Source organism: Sphaerisporangium sp. NBC_01403 (genome assembly GCF_045040145.1).
Lineage (GTDB): Bacteria > Actinomycetota > Actinomycetes > Streptosporangiales > Streptosporangiaceae > Sphaerisporangium > Sphaerisporangium viridialbum.
This window is the reverse complement of the sequence record NZ_CP109534.1, coordinates 400,285-419,249: the sequence shown is the minus strand read 5'-3', so window position 1 is coordinate 419,249 and position 18,965 is coordinate 400,285. Positions and strand designations below refer to the sequence as shown.

Here is an 18,965-nt window from a genome sequence, read left to right as displayed (position 1 = left end):
ACCGTCCCGCGCGAGATGTCAGGCCGAGGCGACGACCGGCGATCGGGGAACCTCGGTGGCAGGTACGACGGGCGAGCCCCCGGTGCGGCGGGCGCCCCACGGCATGGCGGCGACCAGCACGGGCAGCAGGAGCGCGGAGCTCATCGCCCATGGCTCGTGCAGGATCCACCAGCGCTCGTTGTCGAACTGCGTCAGGTAGAGATATCCGACCGCGGCCCAGGTGGAGGTGCCGATGATGGCGGGCCAGGCGAACCGCGTCGGCCTGGCCACCAGGAACGGCATGAACCACATGAGGTACTGCGCTCCGAGGCGCGGGGTCACCACCATGAACGCCAGCAGCAGGGCCGTGGTCAGGTCGATCGGATCGGCCTTCCGCCACAGGAACCCGACGAGGAGCAGCGTGCCGTAGATCATCCACTGGCCGTAGCGGGCGAGGCCGGCGTCGAGGGTCCAGTCGCCGCCCACCACGAGCGCCGTCCACCCCCATTCGCCGACGATCGGGCGCACGTCGCCGATCGTGCGGATGACCGTGGGCAGCTGGGCCAGGGACGTGCCGGCGCCGATGGGCAGGGTGACGAGGAAGAAGATGGGCGCGACCCCGGTCGCGAAGAAGGCATAGGCGCGGGACCGCAGGTCGGGCAGGAACAGCAGCATGCCGGGAACCAGCCAGATCGGCCAGCTCTTGGCGCAGAGCGCGAGGCCCATCAGCAGGCCGGCGACGATCGCGTTGCGCACCGGCCGCGAGGTTCTGGCGTTCCTCGCCACGATGAAGGCGGCCACGCCGAAGACCAGGGAGACCGGCTCCACCTGGCCGTGCACCGACGCGACCAGCAGCGCGAGCGGGTTGCAGGCGTACTGGAAGGCGCGGAGGTTGGCGTCCCTGCCGCCGGCCAGCTTGCCGACGAGCGGGATCAGGATGATGTCGGAGACCACGGTGACCAGGCGGCCGGCGACCTCCCACGGGATGTGCATCCACAGCAGTAAGCCATAGACGTAGGGGATCGTCGGGAGGAAGTGCCAGCCGCCGTTGCTCTCCAGCACCGGATCCTTGTGGGCGAGGATCGCCTCGCCCGCAGGTTTGAAGCTGTTCACGAAGTCGACCGGTTGCCAGGTGTCGGTCGCCGACAGGATCATGATCAGGACACGGACGCCGATGCCGACCGCGAGAGCGACGGCGAGAGACGGCTTCCAGCCCTTCCACTGTGCGACGACCGCGAGCACGACACCTGATACGAGGACGAACCCCGTGAGAATTGCGTAGTCCATGACGGTCACTAGCCTGCCGGACGACAGGCCAAACCGACCACTCGGGGATGAAAATTGCCACCATCTATCCAGAATTGTTCACACAAAGAAGTGTTTTGACTCCAATGGGTGACGATGGCATGGTCGGTGTGCATCATGGGAGGGCGTTGAGGTAGGCGCGGTGGTTCAGGGAGAACTCCGAGCCGTTGTACTTGTCCCAATTGATCGACCAGGTCATGAGGCCGCGCAGGCTCGGGTAGACCCCGCGCGGCCGGTAGGAACCGCAGTTGGTCCCCTTCGCCAGGCAGTCGAAGGCCTTCTGGACCTCTCCCACCGTGGTGAAGCCGTTCCCCGCGTACGGCGCGGCCGGCAGGCCGATGGCGACCTGGTCGGGGCGCAGCGCGGGGAAGACGTCGGCGGTGTTCCCCCGCACGGGGAAGCCGGTGAGCAGCATGTCGGTCATGGCGACGTGGAAGTCCGCCGCGCCCATGGTGTGGTACTGGTTGTCGAGGCCCATGATCGGGCCCGAGTTGTAGTCCTGCACGTGAAGCAGGGTGAGGTCGTTGCGCAGGGCATGGATCACCGGCAGGTACGCGCCCGAGCGCGGGTCGGCGCCGCCCGTCCCCGAACCGTAGAACTGGTAGCCGAGCTGGACGAAGAAGGTCTCCGGGGCCATGGTCAGCACGAACTTCGTGCCGTACTTGGCCTTGAGGGTCCTGATCGCCGAGATCAGGTTCACCACGACCGGCGTCGTCGGGTTCCTGAAGTCGGTGTCACCCGCGTTGAGCGACAGGGAGTGGCCCTCGAAGTCGATGTCGAGCCCGTCGAGGCCGTACTTGTCGATGATCGCGCCCACTGAGCTGACGAACTTGTCGCGGGCGGCGGCGGTGGTGAGCTGTACCTGGCCGTTCTGGCCGCCGATCGAGATGAGCACCTTCTTGCCGGCCGCCTGCTTGGCGCGGATGGCGGCGGTGAAGTCGGCGTCGCTCTCGACGTTCGGGCACTCGCCGGACGGGCACCGGTTGAAGCGGATGTCGCCCGAGGTGACGGAGGTGGGCTCGCCGAAGGCCAGGTCGATGACGTCCCAGGCGTTCGGGACCTCGCTCATCCTGATATATCCGGATCCGTTGGCGAACGAGGCGTGGAGGTACCCCACCAGCACCCGCTTCGGCAGGGTGCCGGGCGGCGGCGGCGTGCTCGTCGGCGTGCCCGTCACCTCCGCCGACCTCGCCGACTCCCCCGCCGAGTTCGAGGCGCTCACCGCGAACCGGTAGGTGGTTCCCGAGGTCAGCCCCGAGGCGGTGTAGGTCGTGCCGGTGGGGGTGCCGACCTTGGTCCCGTCCCTGTAGACGTTGTACGCGGTCGCGCCCGTGGACGCCGACCAGCTCAGCGAGACGCTGGAGGCCGTGGTGCCGGTGACCGCGAGCCCCGCCGGCACGGCCGGCACCTGGGTGCCGCCGCCGTCACCGGCGGGCCCGTCCAGCACGATGTCGTCGGCGTTGTAGGCGCCCGTGCCGTACCAGCCGTTGACGTACACGGTGACCGAGGTCGTGGCGGATCCGGTGGTGAACGACGTGGTGAGCTGGGCGTAGGACGAGCCGGGGGTGCCCCAGGTGCTGACGTCGGTGGTGCCGGTGCCAAGCGCGCCGAGGAAGACGTAGCTTCCCCTGACCCACGCCGACAGGGAGTACGAGGAGGACGGCTTGACCCTCACCGTCTGGGAGCAGCGGGCGTAGTCGCTGCCCGCGGGGGTGGCCTCCAGCGCGGAGGCGCCCCCGTGGACCGGGCTGGTCACGGTTCTCGCAGTGGAGGCGCAGGTCCAGCCGCTGAGCCCGCTCTCGAACCCGGGGTTGACGGCGATGTTGGCCGCCAGGGCGGCCGTGACCGGGAGCACCGCGACGCCGAGCGCGAGTACGGCCGTGACGGCGGCCGCCCTGAGACGGGAGACGGAGCCGGCCGCCCTGGGACGTGACACGGCTTTGAGACGTTGGAGGAAGGTCATCCGTTGTACTCCGCGAAGATCTTGGAGAAGTCGTACGGCGACTGGGCGATGTTCGTGCACATGTAGAGGGCTCCGGTGCAGGCGTTGCGGTCGCGGGTCATCTCCCAGAAGGCCAGCTCGCCCAGGTGCTTGCTCTTGGCGAACGTCACGAGCTGCCGGGCGTCGGCCTGGTCGTAGATCCGGCCGTCGTCGTTCTGGCCGACCATCGGGGTGACGCCGACCATGCTCCAGACCTGGGCGTCGGTCCTGCCGGGATAGAGGGACTTGAGCTGGGTGAAGGTGCTCTGCGCCGCCTGGACCGCCGCGTCGCCGTAGTCGGCGGACCGGTAGTAGTCCATCGCCATGACGTTGACGACATCCAGGGCCACGCCGGCGTCGCGCGCCGACTTCACGACGTTCAGGCCGTCGGCGGTGAGCCCTTCGGGCAGGACGGGCAGGGTCAGCGAGATCTTGAGGCCGGGGTTCGCCTGCTGGAGGCGGGCCAGCGCCTGCGACCTGCGGTTCACCGACACCGGGTCGGCCGAGGCAGCACCCTCGATGTCCAAGTCGACGTACTTCAGCGCGTACGCCTTGACGACAGCGTCGTACTCGGTGAACAGCGCGTTCACGTCAGAGCACGCCTGCGCCAGCTCGATGCCGCTCGCGCCGCCGAAGGAGATCTTCACGTCGCCGCCGCCCGCGCGGATCGCGTCGATCTGGTCCTTCGCCCAGCCCTGGCGGGGGTCGTAGGCGTTGAACCACATCGCCTTGCAGGCGGAGGCGGTGATGAAGGCCAGGGTGAAGTTCTTCAGCCCGGACGCCGACTTCATCGCGGGGATGCTGGGAGTCGGCCAGGCGCCCATGTCGACGTAGGGCGCGTGGAAGAGCGATCCCGGGGTGCCCGGCGGGGGCGTCGTGGTCGGGGTCGGCGTTGGGGTGGGAGTGGGGGTCGGTGTGGGGCCCGTCCCGCCGGAGCAGGAGGCCCCGTTCAGCGTGCACGCGGCGGGTGAGCCCGTGCCGCTCGCCACCCAGCCGAAGGTGGCGGACGCCCCTGGGGCCAGCGTCCCGTTGTACTCGCGGTTCTTGAACGTGTAGCGGGCGCCGGAACGGGTCATGAGCGCGTCCCAGTAGGTCCCCGCGGTGGTTCCCGATGGCAGGTCGAAGGCGACGGTCCAGCCGTTCAGCGTCGTGGAACCCGTGTTGGTGATCGTGAACTGGCCGTTGTACCCGGCGTCCCAGCTCGACGTCTTGGCGAAGACGGCGGTGTCGGCGTACGCGGGACCGGGGACGGCGAGCGCGGCGGCGACGGCGAGGAGCACCGTGGCGGCGGCGATGGGCCAGGAAGCGGGGCGCGATCTCAAGACGCAACCTCCCGAGGGTGAGGAGTGAGGTCACAGCCCCCGCACCCCGGGGCGGGCCGGGGTGCGGGGGGATCGGTGTACGGCCCGCGCATCCCCTTGGGGGGACGGAGCTGCGCGGACCGTACGGTCATCGGGGGGCTAGAAGCCCGCTGTGATGGAGGTGAACTGCCAGTCGCTCTGGCTGGTGCCGCTGCAGGACTCGTTCACGCCGCCGCCGGGGCAGGGACGGTCGCGGTTGACCGACCAGAAGGCCAGGCGGGCCAGGCCCTTGGACTTGCCCCAGTCGCGGATCTGGGTCCAGATCGCCGGGGTGGTGAGCTCCTGCTGGTCGGACAGGCCGTTCATGCCCGAGATCCCCATGTGGGAGTAGGCGGTGGCGTCGGACCAGCCGAAGGCGGTCTTCAGCGCGTTCTTCAGGCCCTCGGAGGCGTTGACCGTGTTCTGGTACATGTTGGCGCCGCCGCCGAAGTCGAACGGCATGATCGTGAACACGTCGATGTTCGCGCCGAGCGCCGCGGCCTGGTTGATCAGGCGGGTGCCGTAGTACGTCGGACCGGTCGTGCTGGTGCCGAACGTGATGATCGTCTTGAGCCCGGCGTTGTTCTGCTTGACGATCTTCAGCGCGTTGAGGATGCGGTCCTGGACGGCCTCGTTCTCGAACTCGTCGCTGTTCTCGATGTCAATGTCGATGGACTTCAGGTTGTAGGCGCTGATGACCTGCTGGTAGGCGGCCGCCAGTGCCTGCGGGGTCGAGCAGTTCGGGCCGAGCTTGTTGCCGCTCCACCCGCCGAACGACGGGATGATCTCGCCGCCGGCGGCCTTGATCTGGGAGATCGTGGTGGCGTCGACGCCGCCCTGGAGCGGGCGCTGGCCGTCCCACGCGGGGTTGCAGCCGCCGCTCGACAGGATGAAGGCCATCGTGAACGCCTTGATCCCGGTCGCGTTCATCACGGTCGTCGCGCTGGGCGGGTTGCCCCAGCCCATGTAGAGGTAGGGCTGGCCCTTCCCACCGCTGGGCGGCGGGTTGGTGCACCCGGTCGTCGTGCCGGTGACCGAGCCGTTGGCCGCCGACTCGCCGACCGAGTTGTACGCCTTGACGCTGTAGGTGTGGGTCGTGCAGGTGCCGAGCGAGCCGATGGTGGCGGAGGTGCCGGTGACCGTGGCCTTGACCGTCGTCCCCTCGTACACCCGGTAGCCGGTGACGGTGCCGGTCGACGCCGCCCAGGACAGGGAGATCGACGTGTTGGCGGTGCCGGTGATGGTGGGGGTGCCCGGTGCGCCTGGAGCGCCGGGGTTGGTGGTGCCGCCCGAGCAGGAGGCGCCGTTGAGCGTGCAGTTCAGCGGCGCGCCGAAGTTGCCGGGGCTGCCGTTGAAGCCGAAGCTGGTGCTCGCCCCGGCTGCCAGGGTGGGGGCCCAGCTCGGGTTGCTGAAGGTGTAGTGCTGACCGCTCCTGGTCATCACCGCGTCCCACGAGGTGGTGACCGAGTAGCCCGCGGGCAGGTCGAAGGCGACCGTCCAGCCGTTGAGGGCGCTGGAGGTGCCGTTGGTGACCGTGTACTTGCCTTCGAACCCGCTGCCCCAGTCCTGGGGCTTGGTGAAGGTGGCGGTCGCCGAGGCCGCGGAGGCGGACCCGGTCGTCATGACCAGTACGGCTGCCGCGGCGACCAGAGCCGCGACACATAGACGGATAAATCGCATTAAAGCTCCTCTTTGAGCCGGTACGGCCGGTGCGAGCCGTACCGGCTGGGGGGTGCGGCGTCAGCCGGTGAAGGTCTTGAAGCTGGACGTGAACTCGCAGACCGGCCGGCCGGCGCCACCGCGGGTGGGAGAGAGCGTGCCGTTGGGGCGGCCGTCGGCGCCGCCGGCCGCGACGATCACGTCTTGACGAACCTCGCGCCGACCGAGGCGGCCTGCGCACCCGGCGGCGGCACGGACACCGTGGTGAGGAGAAGCAGGGGCAAGGTGCGGCGCATGATCGCTCCCATGCGGGCGGAAAGCGGGGCGTACACGTCCTGGGAGGGCAGGACGGCGAGAGGACGAGGGGTGAGCGGGGCGGCTCACGCCGTTGTGTTTCCGCAGCTCAATGCCAGTTCGGCTCGGGAGGGGGGCGAGGCACGGACGGCTCCGTTGGTCATTTCTTTTAGGAAAGTTTCCTAAGAGTTGTCGCGATCGTAGCCCCGCGCCAGCGCGCCCACAAGACCCAAACTCCACGGTTTTCCCGCAGGCAGAGGGCATCTGACAAGGCGGGACGGCTGGTCTACCCGTCTGCCTGGAGACGTATGGTCCGCGCCGCGCGAGGGCATCCCGGAACCCGGCCCCGCGGACGCCGCCGGCGTACCGTCACAGGACCGCCCAGGGACGGTCGGCCAGGCGGCCCGCCCCGCAGCTGCGACCGGTAAGTCCAGGTATAACGTGATGTATCCCTCGGACTATGGAGCTTGGCGGCATGTTCTTCGGCATCACGAATATCTGGGCGTACGTGGTCGGGGCGTTCCTGATCATCCTTCTTCCCGGCCCGAACTCCCTGTACGTCCTGTCGGTCGGGGCACGGCGCGGCGTGCGGACCGGCTACCGGGCGGCGACCGGGGTGTTCGTCGGCGACACGGTGCTGATGGTGCTGTCGGCGGCCGGGGTCGCCTCACTGCTCCAGTCCACGCCGCTGCTGTTCAACGTCGTGAAGTACGCCGGCGCGGGGTATCTCGCGTGGATCGGGATCGGCATGATCCGCTCCGCGCGGAAGTCCTGGCGGAGCCAGCGGGAGGAGAAGGGGACGCAGGAGCCGGTCGCGGCCGTCGAGGACCTCTCGGACCCGTTCAGGAAGGCCCTCACGGTCAGCCTGCTCAACCCGAAGGCGATCCTTTTCTTCATCTCGTTCTTCGTGCAGTTCGTCGACCCGCACTATGGCGCCCCGGCGCTGTCATTCCTGATTCTCGGCGCGATCTGTCAGCTTTTCAGCGCGATGTATCTGTCTACATTGATCTTCGGCGGCGTCTACCTGGCGAGCCAGTTCCGGCGGCGCAGGAAGCTCTCGGCGGGCCTGACGTCCGGGGTGGGCGCGGTCTTCCTCGGCTTCGGCGCCAAGCTGGCCACCACCAGCCTCAGCTGACCCCGGCCGGGCCGCTCGCGGCCCCGGCCGCTAATCCTGGTTGACCTTCAGCGCCACGCTCACCAGGGAGAGGAACATCTCGGCACCGGCGCGGTCCTCGATCTGAACCCGGATCCACTCGGAGTTGTGACCGGGTGTGACGCGGTTCGAGTCGGCCAGCACTCTGGCCCATCGGTCGATGACCGGGGCCGTGAGCAGCAGCTCGGCGGTGTGATCGCCGGACATGCGGATGATTTCACGGCCTCGGGTGCGGAACTTTATGGCCCGGCGGGTACGACTGACGGCGAGGTCGGGCCAGCGTGTGAGCTGGACGGCGACATCGGCCACGCAGCCAGCGGACCGAACATGAGTGCGTGTGAGCACTGCCATAACTTCATGCTCGCGGGCCGCTCGCCCGGAGGAAACCCTCTGTTCCCGAACCGTTATCCGATGTTCAATCGCCACGGGCGCGGCCAACATATCAGCAGCTCGGGTAGTTGATCCATTTAAACGATCTTTTTCGCCATATGTACTGTTTAATCAGACATTGGGTACGGTGGGCAACCAATGACCGCAATCCGGTGTTTCAGGCGAGTTTCGTCGTTCCCATCTTCGGGTAGTCGCGGAAGCCTTAACGTCGGTCTTCCGCCTTCCTCCCTGGGAGAAGCATGAACGCCCCGTCCTTCACGCTCCCGAGGATCACCGCACTGCTCAGGCAGGCCGTGCCCAGGCTCCTCGAAGGCGTCGTGGCCCCGCTCGCGGTCTTCTACAGCGCGCTCGCCGTGCTCGGCCTGGACGGTGCGCTGATCGCCGCCGTCACGTGGGTGTACGCCGGAGTGCTCTGGCGGGTGGTCCGCCGGCGGCCGGTGCCGGGCACGATGGTGCTCGCCGCGATCGCCATCACCGCCCGGGCGGCGCTCGGCTGGTGGACGGGCAGCGCCGTCGTCTACTTCCTGCAACCCGAACTCGGCACGATCTGCATCAGCATGGCCTTCCTCGCCTCGGTGCGGCTGAACCGGCCGCTGGTCCAGAAGCTCACCCTCGACTACATCCACCTGCCCTCGACCGTGCTCAGGCACGAGCGGGTCAGGCGGTTCTTCGCGCGCATCACCCTGCTGTGGGCGTTCGTGCTGCTGGCCAACTCCACGGTCAGCATCTGGCTGCTGCTGCACCAGTCGATCGGCACCTACCTGCTGGTGCGCACCTCGGTGGTCGCGGCCATCAGCGGCGTCGCGGTCGGGGTCTCGATCTACGCCTTCCGCCGGCTGCTCCACCGTCTCCACGCCGACACCCCGGCCCCCGCCCTGGCCATCACCGCCGCCTAGGGCCCCCACGCCGGCCCCCGCCCCGCGCGCGCGAGGATGGGGGGCGTTTCCGGCGTGGAGAGGACAGGTATATGGGGTGCGCACTGGTGACCGGGGCTTCGCGGGGACTCGGCGCGGTCATCGCCGAGCGGCTGGCGGCCGACGGGTGGAAGGTCGTCGTCAACTACGCCAACGACACCGCCGGGGCGACCGCTGTGGCCGAGCGCATCGGCGTGGCGGCCCACGTCTCGCGGTTCGACGTGACCGACGAGGAGTCGGTGCGGCGGGGCGTCGAAGAGATCCGCGAGAGCGTCGGCCCGATCGGGGTCGTGGTGAACAACGCGACCGGGCCCCAGCCGATGATGCCGATCGAGAAGCAGACCTGGGACGACCACCTCGACCAGCTCCGGTTCTTCGTGAAGGCGCCGCTGCTGCTCCTGCACGCCGTCCTGCCCGACCTGCGGGCCGCCGGAGGGGGCCGCGTCATCAACATCGGCAGCGAGGTCGCCGACCTGGGCAACGCCGACTTCGGGCACTATGTGTCGGCCAAGGCGGCCATGCACGGCCTCACCCGCTCCTGGGCGCGCGAACTGGGGCCGCTCGGCATCACGGTCAACACCGTCGAGCCCGGCTGGATCCCGGTGGAGCGCCATGAGGGCTCCGATGTGAGCGACTACCGCGACGCGCTGCCGCTCCGCCACATGGGGGTGCCCGCCGACGTCGCCGAGGCCGTCGCGTTCCTGGCGTCCCCGGGCGCCCGGTTCATCACCGGCCAGCGCCTGGCCGTCAACGGCGGCAACACCATGAGCTAGGACGCCCGGCGAGCGGTGACGTACTGTTATTCATCATCTGTTGATTTCATCAGGTGATGAGTTATGGTGGTGTTCACATCGAATGCGGAAGCCGCGCCGAGTGCTGCCAGCCCTCGGCGCCACGCCGCGGGAGGGCATCATGCTCCAATCCCCGAGTGACCGCCGCGCCGACCTCGACCCCGTCGGCGACCCCCTCATCCTGAAATTTCAGGACATCACGGCTGAGATGCTTCCCCTGGTCGGCGGCAAGGCGGCCAACCTGGGCGTGCTCACGCGGGCCGGGCTCCCGGTTCCCCCAGGGGTCTGCCTGGCGACGGAGGCGTACCGCCGCGTCACCGAGGACGCCGGCCTCGACGACGTGCTCGGCGGCCTCGCGCGCACGTCCCCCGGTGACACCGCCGCTCTCGCCGAGCTGGCCGGTCGCGCCCGCGCTCTCGTGCTCGCCGCCCCCGTGCCCGCCGACATCGCGCGAGCCGTACGGCAGAACGCCGAGGGGGCCGTGGCCGTACGGTCGTCCGCCACCGCCGAGGACCTCCCGGACGCCAGCTTCGCGGGCCAGCAGGACACCTTCCTCAACGTGGTGGGGCCCGGCGCGGTGCTCGACGCCGTCCGCCGGTGCTGGGCCTCGCTGTGGACCGACCGCGCCGTCGCCTACCGGGCCGCCAACGGCGTGGACCACGGCGCCGTCCACCTGGCCGTGGTCATCCAGCGGATGGTGCCGGCCGAGGTGGCCGGGGTGATGTTCACGGCCAACCCCGTCACCGGCCGCCGCCGCGAGATCGTGATCGACGCCGCGCCCGGGCTGGGCGAGGCCGTGGTCTCCGGAGCCGTCAACCCCGACCACTTCGTGGTGAGCCCGTCCATGGAGATCACCGAGCGACGCGTCGGCGACAAGCTGACGGCCGTCCGCCCGATTCCCGGCGGCGGCACGGAGCAGGTCAGGCGGGGTGAGCCACCGGCGGAGGCCGCACCGGAGGCGTGCCTCAGCGATCGGCAGATCGTCGCGCTGGCCCGGCTCGGCGCGCGGGTCGAGACCCATTACGGCTCCCCGCAGGACACCGAGTGGGCGATCGACCCCTCCGGAACGCTCTGGCTGACCCAGGCGCGGCCGATCACCACCCTGTATCCCCTGCCCGAGGGCCAGGAAGGCTTCCGGGTGTACATCTGCCTCAGCCTGGCCCAGGGCCTGCACCGGCCGATCACCCCGATGGGCTCCTCCGCCTTCCGGATGCTGGCCTCCTCCATCACCACGCTCTACGGCGTGCCACCCGGCGGCGCCGCCCCCGTGGCCGAGCCGGGCATGCGGCTCTTCGCGGACGTGACCGGCCTCCTGCGCAGCCGTGTCGGCCGGGCCGTCTTCCCGAGGGTGCTCGACATCATGGAGGCCCGGTCGGCGGTCGTGCTCCGGGGGCTGTTCGGCGATCCCCGGCTGAGTGTGACCCGGCGCTCACCCCTGCCCGCCGTCCGCCGGGTGCTGCGCATCGCCACGAGATACCGCATACCGGTGTGGATCGTGCGGGCGCTCGTACGGCCCGGCACCTGGCACCGGCGTGTCGCCCAGATCGGCGACCAGTTCCGCGCGCGGCCGAAGCCGCCCTCGGGGGCGACCGCCGAGCAACGACTGGACCACGTCGAGCGCGTCCTGGGCTCGCGTACCTTCCCCATGCTGCCCCACATCGTCCCTGGGCCGATCGCCGGCTTCCTGATGCTCGGGCTCGCCGCCCGCCTCCTGCGAGGCCGTACGAGGCCGGGCGAACTGCAGACCGTGCTCCGCGGGCTGCCCCACAACGTCACCACGGAGATGGACCTGGCCCTGTGGGACGCCGCCACCCGCGTCCGCGCCGACGAGGCCTCCGCCCGGGCGCTGAGCGGCACGACCCCGCCCGAAGGCCCGCTCCCGCCCGTGCTCCAGCGGGAGCTCACCGGCTTCCTCGCCCGGTACGGCCACCGGGCGGTGGCCGAGATCGATCTCGGCATGCCCCGGTGGTCGGACGACCCGTCCCACGTGCTCGGGGTGCTCGCCAACTACCTCCGGCCGGACGATCCGGCGCGGGCGCCGGACGCGCAGTTCGCGCGCGGGGCCCGCGAGGCGGAGGCCATGGCGGGCGAACTGGCCCGCCGGGCCGGCGGGTGGCGCGGCCCGATCGTCCGCTTCGCCCTCCGGCGCACCCGGGAGCTGGCGGGCTACCGCGAGATGCCCAAGTACTACCTGATCCTCACCCTGGCCGAGATGCGGGAACAGCTTTCCGCGGTGGGGGACGAGCTCGTGGCGCGAAGGGTGCTGGACGCCGCCGAGGACATCTTCATGCTGAGCCTCGCCGAGGCCCGGGAAGCGCTCGGCGGGAGCGACATGCGCGCCCTCGTCGAGCGCCGGCGCGCGGCCTACGCCCGGGAGCTACGGCGCGGGCACGTGCCCAGGGTGCTGCTGTCCGACGGCACCGAGCCCGAGGCCGTCGGGGCGGCGCCCCCGGCCGAGGGCGCCCTGACCGGCACGCCCGCCTCTCCGGGCACCGTCACCGGGACGGCGCGGGTCGTGCTCGACCCGGTGGGAGCGCATCTGGAGCCCGGAGAGATCCTGGTCGCGCCGTCCACCGACCCCGGCTGGACGCCGCTGTTCCTCACGGCCGGTGGCCTGGTCATGGAGATGGGCGGCGCGAACTCCCACGGCGCGGTGGTGGCCCGCGAGTACGGCATCCCGTCCGTGGTCGGCGTCGCCCACGCCACCTCGCGGATCACCACCGGTCAGACGATCACGGTGGACGGCACGGCGGGGGCCGTCATCCTCGATGAACCGTCCCGGGAACGTCGCTCACCGTGACCTCGTCGTCCCGTGAGCGGAACAGCGAAGCGGGGAGCAGGCGGAGCAGCGCGGCCGAGCGTCCCGCGAGCAGCGGGCCGAGGATCGCAAGGATGAACACGTAGCCGGCGATGAAGGGCGCCAGCCTGCCGTCCAGCCCCGCGGCGATCGCGAGCGTGGCGAGGATCAGCGCGAACTCCCCCCGCGACAACACGGTCAGCCCGATGTTCACCGCCGCCTGCCTGCCGTACGAGTGCAGGCGGGCCGCGATCGCCCCGGCGGCGATGTTCAGCACGAACGTCACGGCCACGGCGATGACGATGGGGATCAGGACGGGCCCGAAGTCGCCGGGGGCGATCGACAGGCCGAACGAGAAGAAGAACAGCGCCGCGAACGCGTCGCGCAGCGGGTGGACCAGCGCGCGGATGCGCCCCGCCGCCTTCGTGGTCGCGAGGATGAGACCGATCATGAAGGCGCCGATGGCGTCGGACACGCCGAGCTCCTCGGCGAGCCCCGCCGTCAGCACGGCGAGGCCGGTGAACATCACCACGAGCAGCTCGTCGTCCTTGGTCTCCACCAGCTTGCCGACCACGCGGCTGCCCCACCGGGCCACGGCGGTCAGCACGATCAGGAACCCGAACGCCTTGCCGAACGCCACCGCCGCTTCCCCGAAGTCGTGCGCGCCGGCCAGCACCGGCTGGAGCAGGGCGAGGTAGAGCGCGAGGAAGACGTCCTCCACGACGATGATGCCGAGGATCAGTCGGCTCTCGGGGTTGCCCAGGCGCTTCAGGTCGACCAGCAGCTTGGTGACGATGGCCGACGACGAGATGCCGATGACCCCGGCGAGGACCAGCGCCTCCCTGCCGCCCCAGCCCACCGCGAACCCGAAGGCCAGGCCGCCTCCGACGTTCAGGAGCAGGTAGATCCCCCCGGCCACGAGGAGGCGCCCGCCGCCCTGGACGATGTCGTCGAGTGAGAACTCCAGTCCGAGGTAGAACAGCAGGAAGATCAGCCCGAGGGCCGCGACGACCTTGAGGTCGGCCGGGTTGTCGACCAGGGCGAGCCCGGGGGTGTGCGGGCCGAAGATGATGCCCGCCAGCATGAAGAGCGGGATGGTCGGCAGCCCGATCTTGGCTCCGAGCCGTGCGACGACCCCCGCGGCCAGAAAGGAGCCGCCGAGGGCGACGAGCTCGTCAGCCAGTGCCATGGTGTCTCCCCTCGCGGGTGAAGACGGACAGGGCGGGGACGTGTTCGTGGGTCATCGGAAACCTCCGGCAGGTCGTCGTCGTCAGGGTTTCGAGTTCGCGGTCCCGGATGGCGCGTGGCGGTCGCGGCGGTTCAGGCCGTACGCGCGGATGAAAGGCCGCGCCGTCGCGTGGACGGCTCGCGGCCCGCACGCGGCATCGCCGCGGCTCCCCTGTCCGCGGGGAGCGCGTGACGGCGAGGCGTCAGGGACCCTCGGCCGGAGGAGCGCGGGGGCGGGACGGCCGGTGCGTCGCGGGCACCGGCACGCGGGTGCCTCGGTCGCCCGCCGCGAGCCCGCGCGCCGCCACCTCAGGGGTGAAGGCGTCCGGAGGCGGCGCGTCCGCCCAGCCGATCTGCGGCGAGGCGATCCGGTGAGCCGTACTCGGCAGCACTTTGACAAGAAACGGGCCGTCGGCTGCCGTGATGTCGGGCGAACGGTCGTGGACCCCCGCCGGCAGGGCGCCGCGGAGGCCGTAGGCGGCAACGGCGGCGAGCAGCAGCGCGAGGGCCGCCAGCACGAGAACGGGAACCGCTCTGGGAACGGCGATCGCGACCGATCGTCTCCTCAAGCGCCCGGTCCCCTCTCGTCGGCGTGCCTCAATTTTAGCATTTCGCCCCAAAGCCACCATCTCCGGCGATCTTCCCCCCTGCCGGGGACGGTGGCTCCGGAGCGATCCGCCTCTAGGCGACCAGGGACTTGAGGAACTTCCGGGTGCGCACCGCGTCGTCGCCGGAGGCGAACGTCGCGGCGGCGAAGTCGGTCACTCCGATCTTGGCGAGGGCCTCGATCTGACCGGCCACCTCGTCCTCGTCGCCCACGATCGCGACGCCGGACGGGCCTGCCGCGCCCTCGCGGTCCAGCATCGCGCGGTAGGACGGGAGCTGGCCGTAGATGGCGAGCACCTCGTCGGCGTGGGCCCTCGCGGCGTCCTTGTCGGCGGTCACGGCCACCGGAAGCGCGCACACGATGCGGGGGTCGGGGCGCCCCGCCGCCCGCGCGGCCTCGGTGATCGCGGGGACGACGTGGTCGGCGACGGTCTTCGGCCCGGTCATCCAGAGCACGGTGCCGTCGGCCAGCTCGCCCGCCAGGCGGAGCATCCGGGGCGCCAGCGCGGCCATCAGCACCGGGACGCCGCCCGCTCCCGGGGTGCTCAGGCCCATGTGCGCCTTGAGGGTCTCGCCGTCGAAGTCGGCCTGCTCCCCCCGCAGCAGGGGAAGCAGCACAGAGAGGTACTCCCGCATGTGCCGCGCCGGCCGGTCGAAGCTGTATCCGTACATGTTCTCGATGACGATCTGGTGGGACAGGCCGATGCCGAGCGCGAGCCGCCCGCCGAGGGCCGTGCTCGCGGTGAGCGCCTGCTGGGCGAGGACGGCCGGGTGACGCGGGTACGTCGGCACCACGGCCGTACCGAGCTCGATGCCCGGCACCCGGCTCCCGGCGACCGCCAGCGCGGTCAGCGCGTCGAGCCCGAAGATGTTGGAGGCCCAGGCCGAGGCGAAGCCGTCGTCGGCGGCCCTGGCGATGCGCTCGCCCAGCTTGGTGATCGCGTCCGGCCCGGAGGGTTCGTTGAGATAAAGCCCGATGCGCATGTCCTACCCATCTAAACCGAATGAAGTTCTAGTGTGGCCGTGGTCATCGTACGCCGCGGGTCGCGTGGCCGTGGGGCGGGTGAGCGCGAGCGTGGAGATTATTTTGAGGCAAGCTCATATACTGGCCGACTGGTCCCGCTGCGGTGTGGAGGCAAGCACCGATCATGACGGCACAGAAGACGACGACGGGCCGTTCCCGGGCGGGTGGTCAGGAGCGAAACGAATCGGCCGTCTCGCTCGCGTGGCTGGCCGGCGCCCTCGGCGGCGGTTCGGCGCCGATCCTCGACCGGTGGGCGGAGGCCCGCGACGGGATGCGGCGGTCGCGGCACCGGCATCTCCCCGCCTCCCCGGACTCCGTGTCCGATCCGTGGCTCGCCAGAGGCGTGCGGGGCACCGGAACAGGCGGGATCGCCCCCTGCTGGAACCCCCCGGACGAGATCGGCGCGTGGCCGGAACACGACGTGACCCGGCTGGTGAAGGCCGTGCCGTCCATCGCGTGGTCCACCCGGCACGTGTCGCGGTGGCCGGATCTTCCCGCGGAAGCGGGCGAACAGGACGCCACCGTCACCCGCTTCCTCCGGCGGGAAACCGAGCCGGCGGCCCGCGGAGACGTCGTGCGGGGGCAGGTTCGCACCTGGCTGAGCTGCGCCGTGGGGCCGCTGCTGCGCGATGTCATGCTCACCCCGGAGAGCGGGCAGGGCGCCCTCACCGAGGACGCCGCCGCCCGGCTCGCGATACCGCGCCAGATCAAGCTCCCCGCTCCGTGGGCGGCGGCGAACGAGTTCGCGGAACGCCCTCTGGACCTGCTCTACAACCTGGAGATCTCGCCTGACGGGCGGCTGTCCTTCCTCGACGCGGCCGACGTCAGAGCGGGCCAGGGGGAGGCCTGGCGCGGGTACTGGGCGTGGCTGAGCGCCGACGCCGGCTTCGGGGAGACGGCGGAGGCGCTGCGGCTGGCGGCACGCCTCATGCGCAGCCGTCCCGTGGTCGAGGGCCTGCTCCAGACGGCGCGCTCGGACGACCCGGAGCTACGGATGATCGCTCCCGCGGTCGCGCGGCGGTGGCTCCTCACCTTGAAGGCGATGGCCTGGCTGGAGGACGCCGCCCGCGAGAGCTGGGAACATGTGCGGCCGAAGGATCTCGCCTGCTTCGCCTTCAACGCGGTACGACCCGCCTGGCCGCGCCGCGCCGTCGGGATCAGCCACCGGTCGAGCGACGCCAAGCGGGCGCTGCGCCGCCTTGCGCTCTGGTCGTCGAGCCGGTGCGCGATCGACGCCGGGTACGTCCCCTCCTGGGAGACCAACACCGGGATGGCCTGGGCACTGTACGGCGCGACCCCCGCGATCGTGCGGCTGCGCTCCCCCGGCTACGAGGAGTCGCCGTGGTGCCTGCGGGAGGCCGAGCTGACGCGCCATCTCGTCGAGAGGGCCGACTTCCTGCCCGGGCGATGGGTGCTTGACGTCGACCTGGCCGACCTCGGCGCCCTCGACGCGGCCTACTCCACATGGGACCGCGAGACCAGGGGCTCCGGGGCCGCCCCGGTGGTGCTGCCCGAGTCCCCGCCCCCGTGCCAGGTGTGGACGCCCAGCCCGACGCCGGCCTGGGAGGCGGCGATGCTGCGGGCGAGCGCGGCCCTGCGCGTGATCAACACCATGCTGGCAGGCGCGGACCTGACGAACCGCTTCGTCGCCGAGTTCCTGCTCGGAGACGTGGAGTTCCCCGGCCCCGCGCCGACCGCCGGCCCGGGAGGCTGGCAGGCCTACCGGGCGATATTCCGGCGGTTCCAGACGCTGTGCGACGCCCCTCCGGGCGAGCTGGGACTGCGGCTGCCGCAGGGATACCCGGCCGAGCAGATGGCCATGGACCTCGACATGCTGCAAAGGATGCCCGACCTGAGCACGGGAACGGCCGACCTCGGTGACCTGCTGGTCGCCTTCGAGTTCCTCCGCACCGAATGGCCGCTCATGCCCGGCGACGACATGGCGCGCTTCCTCGCCGTCGACTGCCGCGGCCTGACCCGCACGCGCTGGGCGCGGGACGAGCGGCTGTCGCTCCAGCGCGGGCTCCTGGCCATCCGCACGCCCGTACCCGTCTGGATCATCCAGCTCGCCGGGCAGGGGGTCGAAGGCTGGGGCATCCCCGGAGACCACCCGATCTTCACCGAGCACTTTCCCGGGCAGTTCTCGTGGATGCTGGAGGGCTCCCTGGACCGCCGCGGAGCCCAGTCGCTGTTCCCCGCCAGCTCGGGGCTCGAACTCTCGGCGGACGTACGGCACCGCTGCCGCGAGGGCGGGTGAGCACCCCCACGCGCGGCCGGATGATCGGTAGAGTGGCGGGGATGCGACGTGTCGGGGTAGGTGCCCTCGTTCTGGTGCTGGGCACCGCGTGCGGGGGCGGGCTGACGATCGAGGAGACGACCGGCATCCTGCGCGAGGACGCCGCGGTGCTGAGCCGCATACAGCTCGACCACAAGGCCACCGCCCTCACCGACGACCGTTCCGGCTGTGGCGCGGGCACCAGGCGGAGCGTCTTCACGATGACGGGCGACCTGCCGCCGGGAGCCGACCCGGCGCAGGCCTCGGCGGCGCTGGCCTCCACTCTGGCCACGGAGTTCCACACCATGGGCTACCAGGAGGCCGAGGGCCCACACGCGCAGTTCGGGGTGAACATCAGCGTGCTGGAGAAGCAGTCCCTCGGCATCGTCTTCACGGTGGCGATGCGCAACCGCCCACCGAATATCGATATATCCGGTAAGACGGGCTGCCTCCCGGAGTGACCACGCGAGGCGCCCGGTGCCGATGACCTAGAGAACCTCGGTGACGTAGCGCCGGATCAGGGTGGCGATCACGTCATGGCCGTCGGCGGCCCACACGTCGGCGTTGAAGATCTCCGTACCCGCCGCGATGCGAAAGCACAGGGGTTCGGCAGGTGGAAACGCCCCTATAAGCTGCGACAGCCACGCGATCTCGTCACCGTCGAGAAGGATCATCCGCATGGACAGCACCACCGGCGTCAGGCAGCCGACGTTTCGCATCGCCACCACCGCGGACATCCCCGAGCTGGTGGCGTTGATCGAGTCGGCGTACCGTGGGGAGCCGAGCCGAGCCGGCTGGACCACTGAGGCTGATCTGCTGCACGGGCAGCGGACCGACGCCGATGGCGTCGCCGCCGCGATCTACGGGGCCGACAGCCGGATGGTGGCCATGGAAGCGGGCGAGGAGCTCGTGGCCTGCTGCCAGATACAGAAGCGGGACGGGCACGCGTACTTCGGAATGTTCGCGGTACGTCCCACGCTGCAGGGTGATGGCCTCGGGAAGGCGCTCCTGGCCGAGGCCGAGCGCGTCGCCCGCGACGATTGGAGCGTAGGCGAGATGCACATGACGGTGATCTCAGTCCGCGAGGAGCTCCTCGCCTGGTACGTGCGCCGCGGCTACACCCGAACCGGCGAGGTTGCCCCGTTCCCGTACGGCGACGAGAGCTTCGGCATTCCGACCCGCGACGACCTGCGGTTCGAGTTGCTGATCAAGAAGCTCGGCTGACGCCGC

At 70.6% G+C, this 18,965-nt stretch carries 16 protein-coding genes; 7 read left to right on the top strand and 9 right to left on the bottom strand.

The genetic code is table 11. The features are described from left to right. Window positions 1–18 precede the first annotated feature (18 nt). The 4 genes from OG589_RS01775 to OG589_RS01760 form a co-directional block, all read right to left on the bottom strand. Entirely contained in the window at window positions 19–1,266 is a 1,248-nt protein-coding gene (locus tag OG589_RS01775) for a hypothetical protein (protein WP_405145523.1), read from the bottom strand. Between the two features lie 133 nt (window positions 1,267–1,399). Next, window positions 1,400–3,220 (bottom strand): chitinase, encoded by a 1,821-nt coding sequence (locus OG589_RS01770; protein ID WP_405145521.1) that lies wholly within the window; start codon window positions 3,218–3,220, stop codon window positions 1,400–1,402. A 23-nt stretch (window positions 3,221–3,243) separates the two neighbouring features. Beyond that, on the bottom strand, window positions 3,244–4,587 hold the full coding sequence (locus OG589_RS01765) for a cellulose binding domain-containing protein (protein ID WP_405145520.1): 1,344 nt from the start codon (window positions 4,585–4,587) through the stop codon (window positions 3,244–3,246). A gap of 138 nt (window positions 4,588–4,725) precedes the next feature. Next, complete coding sequence (locus OG589_RS01760; protein ID WP_405145518.1) at window positions 4,726–6,285, bottom strand: cellulose binding domain-containing protein; 1,560 nt, start codon at window positions 6,283–6,285, stop codon at window positions 4,726–4,728. A gap of 733 nt (window positions 6,286–7,018) precedes the next feature. Here OG589_RS01760 and leuE point away from each other — a divergent pair. Next, window positions 7,019–7,693, top strand: coding sequence for a leucine efflux protein LeuE (gene leuE, locus OG589_RS01755; RefSeq protein ID WP_405145516.1), 675 nt, complete (start codon window positions 7,019–7,021; stop codon window positions 7,691–7,693). Window positions 7,694–7,723: 30 nt separating this feature from the next. Here the strand turns inward: leuE and OG589_RS01750 are convergent, their stop codons facing one another. Continuing rightward, the gene (locus OG589_RS01750; RefSeq protein WP_405145514.1) at window positions 7,724–8,062 is read right to left on the bottom strand and encodes a luciferase family protein; all 339 of its coding nucleotides are present in this window, start codon (window positions 8,060–8,062) and stop codon (window positions 7,724–7,726) included. Window positions 8,063–8,340: 278 nt separating this feature from the next. On the opposite strand from OG589_RS01750, the gene OG589_RS01745 reads away from it, so the two are divergent. From OG589_RS01745 to OG589_RS01735, 3 genes are all read left to right on the top strand, one after another. Then, window positions 8,341–8,997, top strand: a complete 657-nt coding sequence (locus OG589_RS01745) for a VC0807 family protein (protein WP_405145512.1) — start codon at window positions 8,341–8,343, stop codon at window positions 8,995–8,997. A gap of 86 nt (window positions 8,998–9,083) precedes the next feature. Then, a complete protein-coding gene (locus OG589_RS01740; protein ID WP_405145510.1) occupies window positions 9,084–9,788 on the top strand; it encodes an SDR family oxidoreductase in 705 nt (234 codons plus the stop codon). 139 nt (window positions 9,789–9,927) lie between these two features. Beyond that, window positions 9,928–12,606 (top strand): PEP/pyruvate-binding domain-containing protein, encoded by a 2,679-nt coding sequence (locus tag OG589_RS01735; RefSeq protein ID WP_405145508.1) that lies wholly within the window; start codon window positions 9,928–9,930, stop codon window positions 12,604–12,606. On the opposite strand, the gene OG589_RS01730 is transcribed toward OG589_RS01735, so the two are convergent. The 3 genes from OG589_RS01730 to OG589_RS01720 all read right to left on the bottom strand — a co-directional run bounded on the left by OG589_RS01730 (window position 12,566) and on the right by OG589_RS01720 (window position 15,420). Beyond that, window positions 12,566–13,792 (bottom strand): cation:proton antiporter, encoded by a 1,227-nt coding sequence (locus OG589_RS01730; RefSeq protein ID WP_405145507.1) that lies wholly within the window; start codon window positions 13,790–13,792, stop codon window positions 12,566–12,568. The two genes, OG589_RS01735 and OG589_RS01730, sit on opposite strands and share 41 nt — an antisense overlap. Before the next feature lie 241 nt (window positions 13,793–14,033). Then, a complete protein-coding gene (locus OG589_RS01725) occupies window positions 14,034–14,399 on the bottom strand; it encodes a hypothetical protein (RefSeq protein WP_405145505.1) in 366 nt (121 codons plus the stop codon). A gap of 112 nt (window positions 14,400–14,511) precedes the next feature. Further along, window positions 14,512–15,420, bottom strand: coding sequence for an LLM class F420-dependent oxidoreductase (locus OG589_RS01720; RefSeq protein ID WP_405145503.1), 909 nt, complete (start codon window positions 15,418–15,420; stop codon window positions 14,512–14,514). Between the two features lie 164 nt (window positions 15,421–15,584). Here OG589_RS01720 and OG589_RS01715 point away from each other — a divergent pair, with 164 nt between their 5' ends. Both OG589_RS01715 and OG589_RS01710 read left to right on the top strand, forming a co-directional pair. After that, window positions 15,585–17,717, top strand: coding sequence for a hypothetical protein (locus OG589_RS01715; protein ID WP_405145501.1), 2,133 nt, complete (start codon window positions 15,585–15,587; stop codon window positions 17,715–17,717). Between the two features lie 41 nt (window positions 17,718–17,758). Beyond that, complete coding sequence (locus OG589_RS01710) at window positions 17,759–18,196, top strand: hypothetical protein (RefSeq protein WP_405145500.1); 438 nt, start codon at window positions 17,759–17,761, stop codon at window positions 18,194–18,196. Between the two features lie 27 nt (window positions 18,197–18,223). Here OG589_RS01710 and OG589_RS01705 read toward each other — a convergent pair whose 3' ends face one another. Further along, the gene (locus OG589_RS01705; RefSeq protein WP_405145498.1) at window positions 18,224–18,415 is read right to left on the bottom strand and encodes a hypothetical protein; all 192 of its coding nucleotides are present in this window, start codon (window positions 18,413–18,415) and stop codon (window positions 18,224–18,226) included. Between OG589_RS01705 and OG589_RS01700 the strand changes: the two genes are divergently transcribed. Further along, on the top strand, window positions 18,414–18,959 hold the full coding sequence (locus OG589_RS01700) for a GNAT family N-acetyltransferase (protein ID WP_405145496.1): 546 nt from the start codon (window positions 18,414–18,416) through the stop codon (window positions 18,957–18,959). The two genes, OG589_RS01705 and OG589_RS01700, sit on opposite strands and share 2 nt — an antisense overlap. Window positions 18,960–18,965: the final 6 nt, after the last annotated feature.

Coding starts and splice junctions, on each gene's coding strand:
- OG589_RS01775 (WP_405145523.1), bottom strand. CDS start 1,266: ATGGACTACGCAATTCTCACGGGGTTCGTCCTCGTATCAGGTGTCGTG.
- OG589_RS01760 (WP_405145518.1), bottom strand. CDS start 6,285: ATGCGATTTATCCGTCTATGTGTCGCGGCTCTGGTCGCCGCGGCAGCC.
- leuE (WP_405145516.1), top strand. CDS start 7,019: ATGGAGCTTGGCGGCATGTTCTTCGGCATCACGAATATCTGGGCGTAC.
- OG589_RS01750 (WP_405145514.1), bottom strand. CDS start 8,062: ATGGCAGTGCTCACACGCACTCATGTTCGGTCCGCTGGCTGCGTGGCC.
- OG589_RS01745 (WP_405145512.1), top strand. CDS start 8,341: ATGAACGCCCCGTCCTTCACGCTCCCGAGGATCACCGCACTGCTCAGG.
- OG589_RS01735 (WP_405145508.1), top strand. CDS start 9,928: ATGCTCCAATCCCCGAGTGACCGCCGCGCCGACCTCGACCCCGTCGGC.
- OG589_RS01730 (WP_405145507.1), bottom strand. CDS start 13,792: ATGGCACTGGCTGACGAGCTCGTCGCCCTCGGCGGCTCCTTTCTGGCC.
- OG589_RS01720 (WP_405145503.1), bottom strand. CDS start 15,420: ATGCGCATCGGGCTTTATCTCAACGAACCCTCCGGGCCGGACGCGATC.
- OG589_RS01715 (WP_405145501.1), top strand. CDS start 15,585: ATGACGGCACAGAAGACGACGACGGGCCGTTCCCGGGCGGGTGGTCAG.
- OG589_RS01710 (WP_405145500.1), top strand. CDS start 17,759: ATGCGACGTGTCGGGGTAGGTGCCCTCGTTCTGGTGCTGGGCACCGCG.
- OG589_RS01700 (WP_405145496.1), top strand. CDS start 18,414: ATGGACAGCACCACCGGCGTCAGGCAGCCGACGTTTCGCATCGCCACC.
- OG589_RS01705 (WP_405145498.1), bottom strand. CDS start 18,415: ATGCGGATGATCCTTCTCGACGGTGACGAGATCGCGTGGCTGTCGCAG.